We start from the raw sequence: 14,278 nt of genomic DNA, 5'->3' as shown, positions 1-14,278 counted from the left end.
TATGTTGAAAAAGTGGTTATATGACGCTTTTTCAAGGGTAGTTCCACAACCAAAATTGATTGATAACCCTTAAGAATAGGCTTAGTTATGTTATTTTTTTTAAAAAAATATATTGGTTCCCTTTTGATGCCACTGCCATTATTGCTCATCATTGGGTTTATCGGGTTAATTTTACTCTGGTTCACTCGCTGGCAACGATGCGGAAAAACATTTACTAGCCTGAGCTTAATACTCCTAGCAGTACTCGGATTACAGCCTGTTTCAGATAGCTTGCTCGCGCCTGTAGAAGGCCAATATAATAAGCGATATGAATTGATCACTGAAACACCACCGCAAAATATACAGTATATCGTGGTATTAGGAGGTGGGTTTACTTACAACCCAGATTGGAGCCCAAGCTCTAACTTATTGAATAACAGCCTACCAAGAGTAACTGAAGGCGTCCGATTATATTTAAAACACCCAGGCAGTAAGCTTATCTTTACTGGAGGGAAAGCGAGCAGCACCATAAGCAGTGCAGAAGTTGCGGCACAAGTAGCTCAGTCTTTAGGTGTACCCGCACAAGATACAATCCCTCTTACAGAGCCTAAAGATACCCAAGAAGAAGCCTTTGAGGTTGAGAAAATTATTGGGAAATCGCCTTTCTTATTAGTCACTTCAGCCAACCATTTGCCTCGGGCGATAACCATGTTTACAGACAGAGGCATGCAACCATTCCCTGCTCCCGCAAATCAACTTGTTATTACTAGCGGCATTAACCCATGGGAGAAATACATCCCTTCAGCATATTACTTCGGTCACAGTGAACGAGCGTGGTATGAATTTCTTGGGACGATTTGGTGGCACCTAAAGCCTGATAATACACAATCAATAGACTCCTCGTTGCCAACTCCAGAAGCAACCGTCGCCGAATGAAAACAAAAAGGTGTAACCTATACAGATTACACCTTTTGTTGAATACCAAGAGAACAAACAAGATGCTACCTCTTGGGCTTACTGAATAATATTTTAATTACAATAGAAATTGCTTTCTGACAGCATCAAGATCTGCTTGGGTATCAACACCCGCCCCTGGTGTTGTTTTAGCTACATCCACATGAATTTTCTCACCATACCAAAGCACCCGAAGCTGCTCAAGCATCTCGATTTTTTCTAATGGACTAGCTTCCCAACTAACATAACGGCGGATAAACCCAGCGCGATAGGCGTAAATACCAATATGACGTAAAAACGTGTCACCAATGACATCATGACTTTTAGCAAAACCGTCTCTGTCCCAAGGAATAGTTGCACGAGAAAAGTACAACGCATAGCCACCTTGATCAGTAACCACTTTCACTGCATTGGGGTTAAACGCCTCATGAGCATCACGAATAGGCACGGCCAGCGTACCCATTCCAGCTTGACTTCCCTTAAGATTATTTGCTACTTGGCTAATAATTTCAGGTGGAATTAAAGGCTCATCCCCTTGCACATTCACAATGATTTCATCATCAGAAAAGCCGTAAGTATCGATAACTTCTGCTAACCGCTCAGTGCCAGACTGGTGCTCGGGGTTGGTCATACAAGCCTCACCCCCAGCTTCAATCACGGCTTTAGCCACATCAGGATGATCTGTCGCCACAATGACTCGACTAGCCCCTGATTTAATCGCTTGTTCCATCACCCTAACGACCATTGGCTTGCCATGAATATCAGCTAAAGGTTTACCCGGCAAACGGGTCGATGCATAACGAGCAGGAATAATAACCGTAAACATGGCGATTATTTTCCTTCATCTAATGAGACTTGGCGTGCTTCATTTTCGAGTAATACAGGGATGCCATCACGAATTGGATAGGCTAAGTGATCAAACTTGCAGATAAGCTCGAGGTTTTCTTTGTTATAGCTTAATTTGCCATGACATATAGGGCAGGCAATGATTTCAAGTAAACGGTGATCCATGTTTTCTCCCGAATGGATTTTAACTCACTTGGAGTCAGGATATCACATGCAGATATCACCGTTAACTTTAATCTTTCTGAATAAGATCTCCTGCGTGAGATGAGAGGATAAAAGCAGGAGAATTTGTTCTGTTAATTGTTTAGTAATTACTTCTAGTAAGCAATAACGTCTGCTGCCGTTATGCCATCCGAATTACGAGTAACAGAGAACTCAACGTTTTGACCTTCAAATAATGATTTGATTTTTTTATTAGCGATTGATTTTGTTGTCACAAATACATCATCTCCACCATTGAATGGTGAAATAAAACCGTAACCTTCTTTTGCGTCAAACCATTTAACTCGACCCATATGTAATTGAAAATTCATATTAAAACTCCTTTTGTTCTGAGAACAATATTTTTTTTATCTTTGTATCATTACTCTTTCTTGCGTCCCATTTATAAATTGCCGATCTATTAATACATCAAAGAGTAAATACACTTTTACCAATTTATGCACATAAATAATTGTGCATTTACTATAACGCCCGTAAATATAGATTTCAGATATCACTCATCCACTGTGAAGTTAACAGCCTAATTTGACATTATGATGACAAAACTTAGAAGTAACGACCCAATAATGTAGATTGTGCGAGGATATGAAGACTAACTAAAGAACGCGGCGTGAAATTCAAGCTAGTATAAAATCCAATTATTAATGTATTGCATCTAGATACATAATAAGTAGATCTATATCACATTGGCGATATTATTATCATAGTGAAACGTTAGTGGCAAGTTTTTTTGTTATTTGTGATAAGTTTTTTTATTTCGCTTAAAATTTTATCTGCACCACGATGTTGGAGCTGAGCTTGAACAGGAAGGAACCACCAGTTAGGTTGAGCAAATTCGCGGCATTTTACTGCATCTTTCTCCGTCATTAATAAAGACTGATGGGGTTTAACTAAAGACATTAACTGTTGTTGTTCATACGATTGGTGATCGGCAAAAGCTTGGCTTCCCTCTAATACAACCCCTTTACCCTGTAAAGAATTAAAAAAACGTGTGGGGTGACCAATTCCTGCCATTGCCACTACCGACTCTAGCTCCGTAACGGGTTGTTTTTTTAAGCTCACAAGGTTAATTGCGCTATCCCCCTCTAGGGTCATTAGCACTTCATTTCCTTGGGGATTACCACCATTAACTATAGATGCATTAACAGTTTTTAAACGCCCAATTCTTTCACGCATAGGCCCAGCAGGAAGCCACCAGCCATTACCAAAACGACGTTGCCCATCAATGACGACTATCTCATAGTCACGTTGCAGTGCGTAGTGTTGTAGCCCGTCATCAGTGATGATGACATCTAATTCGTATGCCTGAAGCAGGGCTTTAACTGCATCGCTACGCTTAGGAGCTACAGCAACAGGCGCCTTTGTGCGATGAAATATCAATACAGGTTCATCCCCTGCAACTTGTGTGGTAGTCGCCTCATTAAGTACTAATGGGTAATTCTCTGACTTACCGCCATAGCCCCTAGAAACGACCCCCACCCGATAACCTGCATTAGTTAATGATTCAACTAACCAAATGACTACGGGCGTTTTACCATTTCCACCCGCAGTTAGGTTCCCAACTACGACCACCGGAACCGGTGCTTTCCATGAACGAAATAGCCCAACTTTATATGCCATATGCCGAATTACTGTTATCAGCCCATAAAGGAAAGATAACGGCAATAACAAAATATATAGCCAAGATTTGCCAGACCAAATACGCTCTATCATTGTTTAAATTGGATTCTATGTAATTGAGAATACGCGCCATCTTGCGCTAATAAAGATGCATGATTACCACGCTCAATAATCTTGCCATCTTGTACCACTAAGATTTCATCGGCGTTCTCTATCGTTGATAACCTATGAGCAATCACTAAAGATGTCCTATTCTTTTGTAGTTCATCAAGTGCAGCTTGAATTGCACGTTCAGACTCAGTATCTAAAGCAGAGGTTGCTTCATCAAGAATAAGGATTGGGGCATCACGTAACAATGCGCGAGCTATCGCTATCCGCTGGCGCTGACCACCTGAAAGCATGACCCCATTTTCACCGATAACCGTATCTAAGCCTTTATCAAGCTTGGCAATAAAGTCCATTGCGTAAGCCATCTCTGCTGCTTTTTCAATTTGCTCACGGCTGTAGTTGCCATCTGTTGCATAGGCAATATTATTGGCTATCGTATCGTTAAATAAGTAAACATGCTGTGAAACTAAAGCAACTTGGTTCCGTAACGAAGCTAAGGTGTATTCGCGAATGTCATGACCATCTATCTGGATCGTTCCTTCATCAATGTCATAAAAACGCGTAATTAAATTAGCAATAGTAGACTTACCTGAACCTGAACGCCCGACCAGAGCAACTGATTTCCCCGCAGGTAACGTAAATGAAATATCGTCTAACGCAGGATGCTCTTTGGTTTCATAGGTAAAAGTAACATGTTCAAATTTGATGTCACCTTTTACCTCTTTTAATACTTTCGTCCCATTATCTTTTTCTTGTTCAGTATCTAAGATAGCAAACAAGGTTTGGCAAGCAGCCATACCGCGCTGAAATTGAGAGTTAACATTAGTGAGGGATTTTAAAGGCCGCATTAATGCAAACATAGATGAAAATACAACGGCAATGGTACCTGATGTTAATTCATCGCGAATTTCGGGAAAGCTCGCAGCGTACAATACAAATGCCAATGCGAATGAAGCAATAAGTTGAACAATCGGGTCTGAAATTGCTGATGCGGTTACCATTTTCATATTTTGGCGACGCATGTTATTGCTTACCTTGTTAAAACGCTCAGTTTCAACTTTCTGCCCACCAAAAATTAAAACTTCTTTATGCCCTTTTAACATTTGCTCTGCGCTAGCAGTAACATGCCCCATCCCCGTTTGCATATTTTTACTGATTTTACGAAAACGTTTAGAGACAATGCGAATAGTCACAGAAACAACTGGGGCAATAACAATTAATATCAGAGATAGTTGCCAGCTGTAATAAAACATCATGGCAAACAACCCGATAATATAGGCGCTTTCACGTATAATAGTAATTAATGCACCTGAGGAAGAGGAAGCAACCTGCTCTGAGTCATAAGTAATTCTCGATAATAATGTCCCTGTTGACTGCTGGTCAAAAAAGCTAACAGGCATTCCCATCATATGACCAAACAATTTACGGCGCATATTCATAACGACTTTGCCCGCGACCCATGAAACACAATAGGTTGAAACAAAGCTAGAACTACCACGAACGACCATAAGACCTAACACCGCAAGCGGAAGCCATTTTAAAACATCGTTGTCGGCTTTATCGAAGCCTTCATCTAACAAGGGTTTTAACAAAGAAATCATAAACGCATCACCTGCGGCGTTAATGATAAGTGCTATTGCTGCTACAATTAAACCCGCTTTAAAAGGCGCAATAATTGGCCACAAGCGGCGAAAAGTTTGTTTTGTCGAAAGGTCTTTATCATTCATACTTTTAATTACCAGACTTAATGTAAGCGCACTATTCTACTCGGGAAATAGCGGCAAGCCAAACCACAGATGATACCAACGGGGTTGAATTTCATAGCGATAACGTAAAATTTTAATATTTTCTTTTTTAAACCATAAAGTTATCTGACCATTCTCTGCTGTGTTTAACCATTTAACGCCACTACTTTTATACCTAGAATAGACTTTTTGTGATGGAATTTTCCACGCACTGTACCTTGCAGAAGAAACTAATGCCAATGATGGTTTAACATTCCTTAACAATAAGGCGGTTGAGGATGTGCTACTTCCATGGTGAGGCACAAATAAAATGTTAGAATGAAGTCTTGATTTATACATTTCAACAATTGATCTTTCACCTTGTTTTTCTAAATCTCCCGTCAATAAGATTTTATGGTACCCATCAGTTAATTGAATAACACAAGAATCATTGTTATGCGATATTTTTGATGATTTTTCAGGCCACAACACTTCAAATGTTAAAATCCCCCATTGCCACTTTTGCCCTTTGAAGCAAGGAAGATGCTGAATACGCTGTCTTTTCTTTAACTTATTATATTCATTAGAGTAATTACCAAAACTACTACGTATGCTTATCCACGGGTATTGCTGACTTAAATCTTTAACGCCCCCAGTATGATCCAGATGATTATGACTGAGAATAACAGTTAACGGTGTAATATTATGATGTTTAAGAAAGGGGATAACCTGCTTTTTTGCACTGCTACTCCCTTTCCATATATTTCCTGTATCATATAAGAATGCTAGATTATTTTGTTCTATAACGACTGCTAAACCGTGGCCAATATCGAGTACAGTTAAGCTCCAATCCTTTTTTGGTGATTTACTATTCCCTCTTTCAGTTAGTATTAATATGAGGACACAGCCGCATAGCCCTAAGTAATTTTTGTACCACCGGTAAAGGATCACTAAAGCAATAAGCCAACAGCTTACCAAAGCATAATAAGGCACATGACGTAATTCAAACCAAAAGCGGCTGAAGAATGGAATTGGCTTCAACCCCCATTCAATTACCTGATCAATAGTAAGTAAAATAACATTTTGTATCTCAGGAATTGGTAGTAAAAATAAGACAAATATAGCAGGAACTACTAACCAAGAAATAATAGGAACAAACCAAAGATTTGCAAAAAAACTCATTAGATTAATACCATTAAACATTATAAGTTGCATGGGAATGAGTAGAATAAGTAAACCTATCTGTAAATGAGTTAATATAATAATTTTCCCTATTACTTTTTGTTGCGCAAGATGAGGAGATAAAGGTAAAACACTGGACCAATAGAGTATGGCTAAAACCGCAAAGCTCGATAGCCAAAAACTATCTGATAAAATTGATAACGGGTCTAATACTAAGATACCTGCAATGCTCCATAACGCCCATTGCCAAGAAAAATAATGAGATGTTTTTTTTCGAATATAAACCCATAACAATAAAGCAAAAAATGCCCGAGTTGCAGGGATTGCAAAATCAGAAACCCAAGCATAAAGAACAGCCAAACATACCCCTGACAATATTGGGATACTTTCATTTAAAAATGATATAGGTAATAAATATTGAATCCCCCTTACAATCAAATAACCAAATAAATAGGCTAAACCTATATGTAAACCAGATATCGCAATTAAATGAGTTAACCCTGTATTCTGTAATAGTAGAGAATGCTGTGGGGTCAATAGCCCCCTTTCACCAAACATAAGCGCATAAATAACACCTGCATTATTTAATGGTGATATTTGCTGTGAATAATAGTTAATAAGCTTTTGTCTAATAGAACATTGAGAGTCTAATATTTTTTGTTGCTGACTCTTCAGTAAACCAATTTGCCTTTTTGCTAATAGATAACGCTGTTGATTACCCCCCCCTTCATTTAAAGAACTATGTAAAGGCTTAAGCTTTCCTACAATTTGCCATGACTGCCCCGCGCATAATGGCGCCTTAGTCTTCCATAAAGCATATAATGGAGGAAAAATAATTTTAGAGTTTATTCTATCAATACGTACCTTATGCTTATATTCTTTTCCTGCTAACGGAATACTTATAACGGTAAGGTCAATTTTGTGGTTTTTCTCAGATAGAAAATCCATTTTGTTTTTAATATCAATACAATGCCAGTTTCCCCAAATAAACGATATGATAACCAATGAGATAAACTTCCCCACCTTATTAGTCATATAAAAGATTAAAAATAAAGTAATGATAAAAATACAAGTAATTGTAACGTTTAAACTTATAAGTTCAGGAATAAATAATAAAGGTAATACCCCAGTAATTACCGCTAATGCTGCCAATGATAATGATAGTGATTTTTTATATTTACCTAGCCAATAATGAATAGTGTGATTAATAGCCCAGTTCTTCCCCCCTCCCTGTCCTTTCATATTTGGCTCCTTTTACCCATAATCTAGAGCCCAATCTAAAACTTAACTATTTATTCAATAAGTAGTTAAGATAGGTTTTGAGTCGCGCTTCGTAATAAGTTATTCAGGAAAAATACAGTATTCATTAAAGTGGGAAGCGCCTCGCAATTTATTTCAATACTTATCAATACTTGTCGTGTTTAAGCCTACATCTACATTTATAATCCCATCTAGACCGATTGATTTCTTTTTCCATTTTTCAATGAGCGAAAGCTATGAGGTCAAGTATTTGATTCCCAGTGTTAGGTGTTGGGTGTTGGGTGTTGGGTGTTGGGTGTTGGGTGTTGGGTGTTGGGTGTTGGGTGTTGGGTGTTGGGTGTTGGGTGTTGGCCAGATTATAAAAAACAGCGCTATACAATAATATGCAAGCGCTGTTTTGATGTAATAATTAAGATTTATAGCCCTTTATTGGCCATAAATATTTACACGATCACGTAATTCTTTACCTGGTTTAAAATGAGGAACATATTTACCTTCTAGCTCCACTTTATCACCAGTTTTTGGGTTACGGCCAACGCGTGGTGCACGGTAGTGAAGAGAAAAACTGCCGAAACCACGAACCTCAATACGCTCACCACCGGCTAACGTATCAGCCATATGCTCAAGAATTTCCTTTACAGCTTCCTCAACGGTTTTTGCTGAAAGATGAGACTGCTGGCTAGCCAGTCTTTCAATTAATTCAGACTTGGTCATAGTACCTCCCTAAACTACCGTTACAAAGGGGCAATTCTATTACTGCCCCCACTTAATTATTCGCCTTTAGCTGCTTTGAAAGCTTCAGCCATTGCATTGTTGCCGAATGCAGTATCTTCTTGTTTGTTCACAGCTGCGACAGCGTCTTTCTCATCCGCTTCATCTTTAGCACGAACAGACAGGTTGATTACACGGTTTTTACGATCAACACCAGTGTATTTAGCTTCAACATCATCACCAACGTTCAGAACCAGAGTTGCATCTTCAACACGGTCACGTGAAGCTTCTGAAGCACGCAGGTAACCTTCAACGCCCAGAGTCAGCTCAACAGTTGCACCTTTAGCGTCAACTGCGATTACTTTACCAGTAACGATAGCGCCTTTCTTAGTAGCTGCTAAGTAGTTATTGAATGGATCTTCAGCTAACTGTTTAACACCTAAAGAGATACGCTCACGCTCTGCGTCAACTTGCAGAACAACAGCTGCGATTTCATCGCCTTTTTTGTATTCACGAACTGCTTCTTCGCCTGCAACGTTCCAGGAGATGTCAGATAAGTGAACCAGGCCATCGATGCCGCCGTCCAGACCGATGAAGATACCGAAGTCAGTGATAGACTTGATTTTACCTTCAACGCGGTCGCCTTTGTTGTGAGTTTCTGCAAATTGCTGCCATGGGTTAGATTTGCATTGTTTTAGGCCTAAAGAGATACGACGACGTTCTTCATCGATATCCAGAACCATAACTTCAACAACATCACCAACGTTAACAACTTTAGATGGGTGGATGTTTTTGTTAGTCCAATCCATTTCTGAAACGTGAACCAGACCTTCAACGCCTTCTTCGATTTCTACGAAGCAACCATAGTCAGTCAGGTTAGTAACGCGACCAGTCAGCTTAGTGCCTTCTGGGTAACGTTTAGCGATTGCGACCCAAGGATCTTCGCCCAGTTGTTTCAGACCCAGAGAAACACGAGTGCGCTCACGGTCGAATTTCAGAACTTTAACATTGATTTCATCACCAACGTTGACGATTTCGCTTGGGTGTTTAACACGTTTCCAAGCCATGTCAGTGATGTGCAGCAAGCCGTCAACACCGCCAAGATCAACGAATGCACCGTAGTCAGTAAGGTTCTTAACGATACCTTTAACTTCCATGCCTTCCTGCAGGTTTTCCAGCAGTTGATCGCGCTCAGCGCTGCTTTCAGATTCAATTACAGCACGACGAGAAACAACAACGTTGTTGCGTTTCTGATCCAGCTTGATTACTTTGAACTCAAGCTCTTTGCCTTCCAAGTGAGTAGTATCACGAACTGGGCGTACATCTACCAGTGAACCTGGTAAGAACGCACGGATGCCGTTAAGTTCAACAGTGAAACCGCCTTTAACTTTACCGTTGATAACACCAGTTACAGTTTCAGCTTCTTCGTAAGCTTTTTCCAGCATCAGCCATGCTTCATGACGTTTAGCTTTCTCACGAGACAGGATAGTTTCACCGAAACCATCTTCTACTGCATCCAGAGCTACATCGATTTCGTCGCCAACTTGGATTTCTAGCTCACCCTGAGCATTTTTGAACTGTTCTACTGGGATAGCAGATTCTGATTTAAGACCTGCGTCTACCAGTACTACGTCTTTATCGATGGCAACGACAGTACCACGAACGATAGAACCAGGACGAGTTTCAATATTCTGCAGGGATTCTTCAAAGAGTTGAGCAAAAGATTCAGTCATATTAATGATCTTCAAGAGTTTTTAATTAACGTCCACTTAGCTTCCCGCCAAATGGGGTTGTTTCACATACCCCACAACATTCCATGTCGCAAGGTTGATGCTATGCTAATAAAATAATCAACATAGCGGTAAGTGCGTATATTATCTAATTATAAGCTAAAATAAAGCCTATTATCACGATAATTGTAGAATTTTTTTTGCATAGGTGCGTGCTTTTTCAATAACTTCCTCAATTGACATACTTGTGGAATCCAGCACTAATGCATCTTTCGCAGCAATAAGGGGCGCAACTGAGCGATTGCGATCACGGTAATCGCGCTCTTCAATTTCGCTTAAAAGACGTTCAAAATTAACATCAAAGCCTTTCTCTTGCAACTGCTTCATGCGACGATGCGCTCTTTCTTGCGCAGAAGCATCAAGGAAAATTTTCACTGGGGCATCAGGGAATACAACAGTTCCCATATCTCGACCATCGGCAATTAACCCAGGGAATGTTCTAAATGCACGCTGGCGTCGTAATAGAGCTTCACGAACACGGGGAAAAGTTGCTGTTTGCGAAGCCGTATTTCCAACGGTTTCTGTTCTAATCTGATTTGAGACATCCTCACCTTCAAGGATCACTTTTAAGATATTCCCTTCAGGAACAAAGCGTACATCTAAATTAGCCGCTAAAGGAACTAGCCCATCCTCAGATTGAATATCAACATGATGATGTAATGCAGCTAACGCGAGTACACGATAAATTGCACCGGAGTCTAGAAGTTGCCATCCAAATTCATTTGCTAATGCTTGGCAAAGTGTACCTTTGCCTGCTCCGCTAGGTCCATCAACGGTGATTACAGGGGCTATCGCCACCATAAAAAGTCTCCTTTTCTGCACATAGCATCCGCTACCTGCAATTAAAATCAGTAGAGGTATTATACCAATTCATCAACTTTGTGAAATAAGCAGGTTCTGATGATTGTCAGAAAATAAGAGAATATTGATTAAATTAAGTTATTGTTGGGCTGGTACTGAACAAACATATCAGCCCAACAAAAGTATTAACTTAGGCGAGCAAGCTGCTCGAAGTAATCTGGAAACGTTTTGGCAGTGCAACCTGGGTCTAAAATAGTGACAGGAGTATCTGATAACGCCACTAATGAAAAACACATAGCAATACGATGGTCATTGTAAGTTTCAATTTCTGCGTGTTGTAGTTTTTTGGGTGGAACAACACGGATATAATCATGCCCCTCTTCTACTTCAGCGCCAACTTTTCGTAGCTCAGTGGCCATCGCGTATAACCTGTCAGTTTCTTTTACACGCCAGTTATAAATATTACGAATAACTGTTTCGCCTTCAGCGAATAACGCGACAGTCCCTATTGTCATTGCTGCATCAGGGATTTCATTCATATCCATGTCAATACCGCTCAAAGTACCACGTTGACACTCAACGTAGTCATCACCCCAGCGAATCGTCGCGCCCATTTTCTCCAACACGTTGGCAAACTTAGTATCACCTTGCAAACTATTACGGCCAATACCAGTGACACGTACAATACCACCTTTAATAGCAGCAGCGGCTAAAAAGTAAGAAGCCGAAGAAGCGTCACCTTCCACTAAATATTCACCAGGTGATTGATATTGTTGCTGGCCTTTAATTACAAATTGTTGATATTGATGATTTTCAACAATAACACCAAAAGTTTTCATTAATGCTAGCGTTATATCAATATAAGGTTTAGAGACTAACTCACCAATAATGGTAATAGTCGTATCTTGCTCTGCACGAGGAGCCGCCATTAATAATGCCGTTAAAAATTGGCTAGAAACCGAACCATCGACTGAAATTTTGCCACCGACAAAACCGCCTTTTAAACGAATCGGCGGATAATTTTCTTGTTCTAAATAATCAATAACTGCCCCGCCTTCCCTCAAAGCATCCACTAAGTGCCCAATGGGACGCTCTTTCATGCGGGGTTCTCCGGTCAGAATAATATTATTGTGGCTCAATGATAATGCCGCTGCCAGCGGGCGCATTGCTGTCCCTGCATTACCTAAAAATATTTCTAGTTCATCCGAATGGGATAAGTTACCGCCTAGACCTTCCACGCAACACCGTGTTTTATCATCCGATAATTGGTAACTAACCCCTAATTGGCTTAATGCATTCAGCATATGGCGAATATCATCACTGTCTAATAAATTAGTCAGTACGGTCGTCCCTTTAGCCATCGCAGCAAGTAACAGTGCACGGTTTGAGACACTTTTAGACCCTGGCAAATTAATTGTGCCATTAATTGAAGAAATTGGTTGTAATGTCAGGGATTGCATAAAAGGTGTTTTCTCCAGTGAAATTGCAAGTAAAATCAACCGAGCCCTATTTTCTTTTTAGTTAGCTACAAGAGGGCTCGATTATTAGCTGAACATCCTATCAGCCAGTTTATACTCATCATTTTTCAGGTTGCATGCGTGTTGGCCATTTTCAACGAACCGAGCTATATCGTGTACCAATGCCCCTCATCTATTTTCGTTTATTACCGACATGCAACCCAAATTATGTAGAGCTTAATAAAGAGTGTTATGCGTTATGGCGTTCAAAATCTGCCATAAAATCAACCAAAGCCTGTACACCAGCTAATGGCATAGCATTATAAATGGAGGCTCGCATTCCGCCTGCCACTTTATGACCTTTCAGTGAAAGCAGGCCTTGTTCTTTCGCTTCTTCGATAAATTTGGCATCCAATGCAGGGTTTTGCATTTGGAATGGCACATTCATCCAAGAGCGGTTTTCTACTGCCACACGGTTTATATAAAACTGGCTATCATCAATAGCATTGTAGAGTAATTGTGATTTTTCATAATTACGCTTCGCCATTTCTTGTAAGCCACCTTGTTCTTTCAACCACTTAAAGACCATACCTGATAGGTACCATGCAAATGTTGGCGGTGTGTTGAACATGGAATCATGTTTTGCTAGTAATGTATAATCAAATACTGATGGCGTCTGTGGAGAGGCTTTGCCCAGTAGGTCTTCACGAATAATGACAATTGTTAACCCAGCAGGCCCGATATTTTTTTGTGCACCCGCATAGATTATGCCAAAACGGCTGACATCAATCGGTTTTGATAAAATAGAAGATGAGTAATCAGCAACAATAATTTTGTCTTTCGGGAAATCAGGTTCTTCGTGGAGGGCTAAACCGCCAATCGTTTCATTAGGGCAATAATGGACATAAGCAGCATCGTCACTTAAAGGCCATTCACTCATTGGTTTTAGGCTCACAACGCCATCTTTTTCTTCAGCAATCTGAATGACGTTAGGTTTACAGTATTTCGCTGCTTCTTTCGCAGCAGATTCTGACCAATAACCACTGACAATGTAATCAGCCGTCGTTTTGCCACCTAATAAGTTCATCGGGATAGTAGCAAAGTGGGCACGGGCACCGCCATGACAAAATAGAATTTTATAATTACTTGGCACATTTAATAAATCACGTAAATTTTGCTCAGCTTCTTTTGCAACTTCAACAAATTCTTTTCCGCGATGACTCACTTCCATCACTGAAACACCTAGACCTTGCCAATTACAAAATTCTTGTTCAGCACGACGCATGACTTCGACAGGCAGCATCGCTGGACCTGCACTGAAATTATAAACCTGACTCATTGACCTCACCCTATCTTCAATAATTATGATTAATAAAACTCACTCAGATGCTTCAAGTTGTACCACTCCACGCCTTTAGCTGCAACGCTTATTGTGAATTGATAGTAAAAAGTAATAGGGGAATTTTGGGTAAAATAAACAAAAGAATTTTGTTAATCTCGTCACATTATCGACAACCATAATTTTATGAAGAGATTAACAATAAATAAGGAATAATATCCCGAATCATCTTGTCGATTTTGTCTTCGGGATATTTATTGAAATGAATTTTTTATTTATAAAAAG

The 14,278-nt window shown here is 39.9% G+C and carries 12 protein-coding genes; 1 reads left to right on the top strand and 11 read right to left on the bottom strand.

The genetic code is table 11. The features are described 5' to 3' along the window. Nucleotides 1-87 precede the first annotated feature (87 nt). Complete coding sequence (gene elyC, locus ACPEH5_RS05185; protein WP_042846469.1) at nt 88-915, top strand: envelope biogenesis factor ElyC; 828 nt, start codon at nt 88-90, stop codon at nt 913-915. Between the two features lie 97 nt (nt 916-1,012). Here the strand turns inward: elyC and kdsB are convergent, their stop codons facing one another. The 11 genes from kdsB to serC form a co-directional block, all read right to left on the bottom strand. Continuing rightward, nucleotides 1,013-1,759, bottom strand: coding sequence for a 3-deoxy-manno-octulosonate cytidylyltransferase (gene kdsB, locus ACPEH5_RS05180; RefSeq protein WP_042846470.1), 747 nt, complete (start codon nt 1,757-1,759; stop codon nt 1,013-1,015). A 5-nt stretch (nt 1,760-1,764) separates the two neighbouring features. After that, on the bottom strand, nt 1,765-1,944 hold the full coding sequence (locus ACPEH5_RS05175) for a Trm112 family protein (protein WP_042846471.1): 180 nt from the start codon (nt 1,942-1,944) through the stop codon (nt 1,765-1,767). A gap of 152 nt (nt 1,945-2,096) precedes the next feature. Continuing rightward, the gene (locus tag ACPEH5_RS05170) at nt 2,097-2,312 is read right to left on the bottom strand and encodes a cold-shock protein (RefSeq protein WP_004256206.1); all 216 of its coding nucleotides are present in this window, start codon (nt 2,310-2,312) and stop codon (nt 2,097-2,099) included. A gap of 403 nt (nt 2,313-2,715) precedes the next feature. After that, nucleotides 2,716-3,714 (bottom strand): tetraacyldisaccharide 4'-kinase, encoded by a 999-nt coding sequence (lpxK, locus tag ACPEH5_RS05165; protein WP_042846472.1) that lies wholly within the window; start codon nt 3,712-3,714, stop codon nt 2,716-2,718. Beyond that, nucleotides 3,711-5,456: a lipid A ABC transporter ATP-binding protein/permease MsbA gene (gene msbA / locus ACPEH5_RS05160; protein WP_042846473.1), complete on the bottom strand. Its 1,746-nt coding sequence runs from the start codon at nt 5,454-5,456 to the stop codon at nt 3,711-3,713. The genes lpxK and msbA overlap by 4 nt, the downstream gene beginning before the upstream one ends. 36 nt (nt 5,457-5,492) lie before the next feature. Next, nucleotides 5,493-7,877 (bottom strand): DNA internalization-related competence protein ComEC/Rec2, encoded by a 2,385-nt coding sequence (locus tag ACPEH5_RS05155; RefSeq protein ID WP_423727023.1) that lies wholly within the window; start codon nt 7,875-7,877, stop codon nt 5,493-5,495. A gap of 444 nt (nt 7,878-8,321) precedes the next feature. Further along, nucleotides 8,322-8,609 carry an integration host factor subunit beta gene (gene ihfB, locus ACPEH5_RS05150; protein WP_042846474.1) on the bottom strand — a complete coding sequence of 96 codons (288 nt, stop codon included), beginning with the start codon at nt 8,607-8,609 and terminating at the stop codon, nt 8,322-8,324. A 56-nt stretch (nt 8,610-8,665) separates the two neighbouring features. Further along, nucleotides 8,666-10,339 carry a 30S ribosomal protein S1 gene (gene rpsA / locus ACPEH5_RS05145; RefSeq protein ID WP_004909559.1) on the bottom strand — a complete coding sequence of 558 codons (1,674 nt, stop codon included), beginning with the start codon at nt 10,337-10,339 and terminating at the stop codon, nt 8,666-8,668. Between the two features lie 174 nt (nt 10,340-10,513). Beyond that, nucleotides 10,514-11,197 carry a (d)CMP kinase gene (cmk, locus tag ACPEH5_RS05140; RefSeq protein WP_042846475.1) on the bottom strand — a complete coding sequence of 228 codons (684 nt, stop codon included), beginning with the start codon at nt 11,195-11,197 and terminating at the stop codon, nt 10,514-10,516. A gap of 185 nt (nt 11,198-11,382) precedes the next feature. After that, a complete protein-coding gene (aroA, locus tag ACPEH5_RS05135) occupies nt 11,383-12,657 on the bottom strand; it encodes a 3-phosphoshikimate 1-carboxyvinyltransferase (RefSeq protein ID WP_042846477.1) in 1,275 nt (424 codons plus the stop codon). 247 nt (nt 12,658-12,904) lie between these two features. Next, nucleotides 12,905-13,993, bottom strand: a complete 1,089-nt coding sequence (gene serC / locus ACPEH5_RS05130) for a 3-phosphoserine/phosphohydroxythreonine transaminase (RefSeq protein WP_042846478.1) — start codon at nt 13,991-13,993, stop codon at nt 12,905-12,907. Nucleotides 13,994-14,278 lie beyond the last annotated feature (285 nt).

Source organism: Providencia sp. NPDC089933, from assembly GCF_049545585.1.
Lineage (GTDB): Bacteria > Pseudomonadota > Gammaproteobacteria > Enterobacterales > Enterobacteriaceae > Providencia > Providencia huashanensis.
Note: the sequence above shows the minus strand (reverse complement) of the source record. Positions and strands in the feature narration are given on the sequence as shown.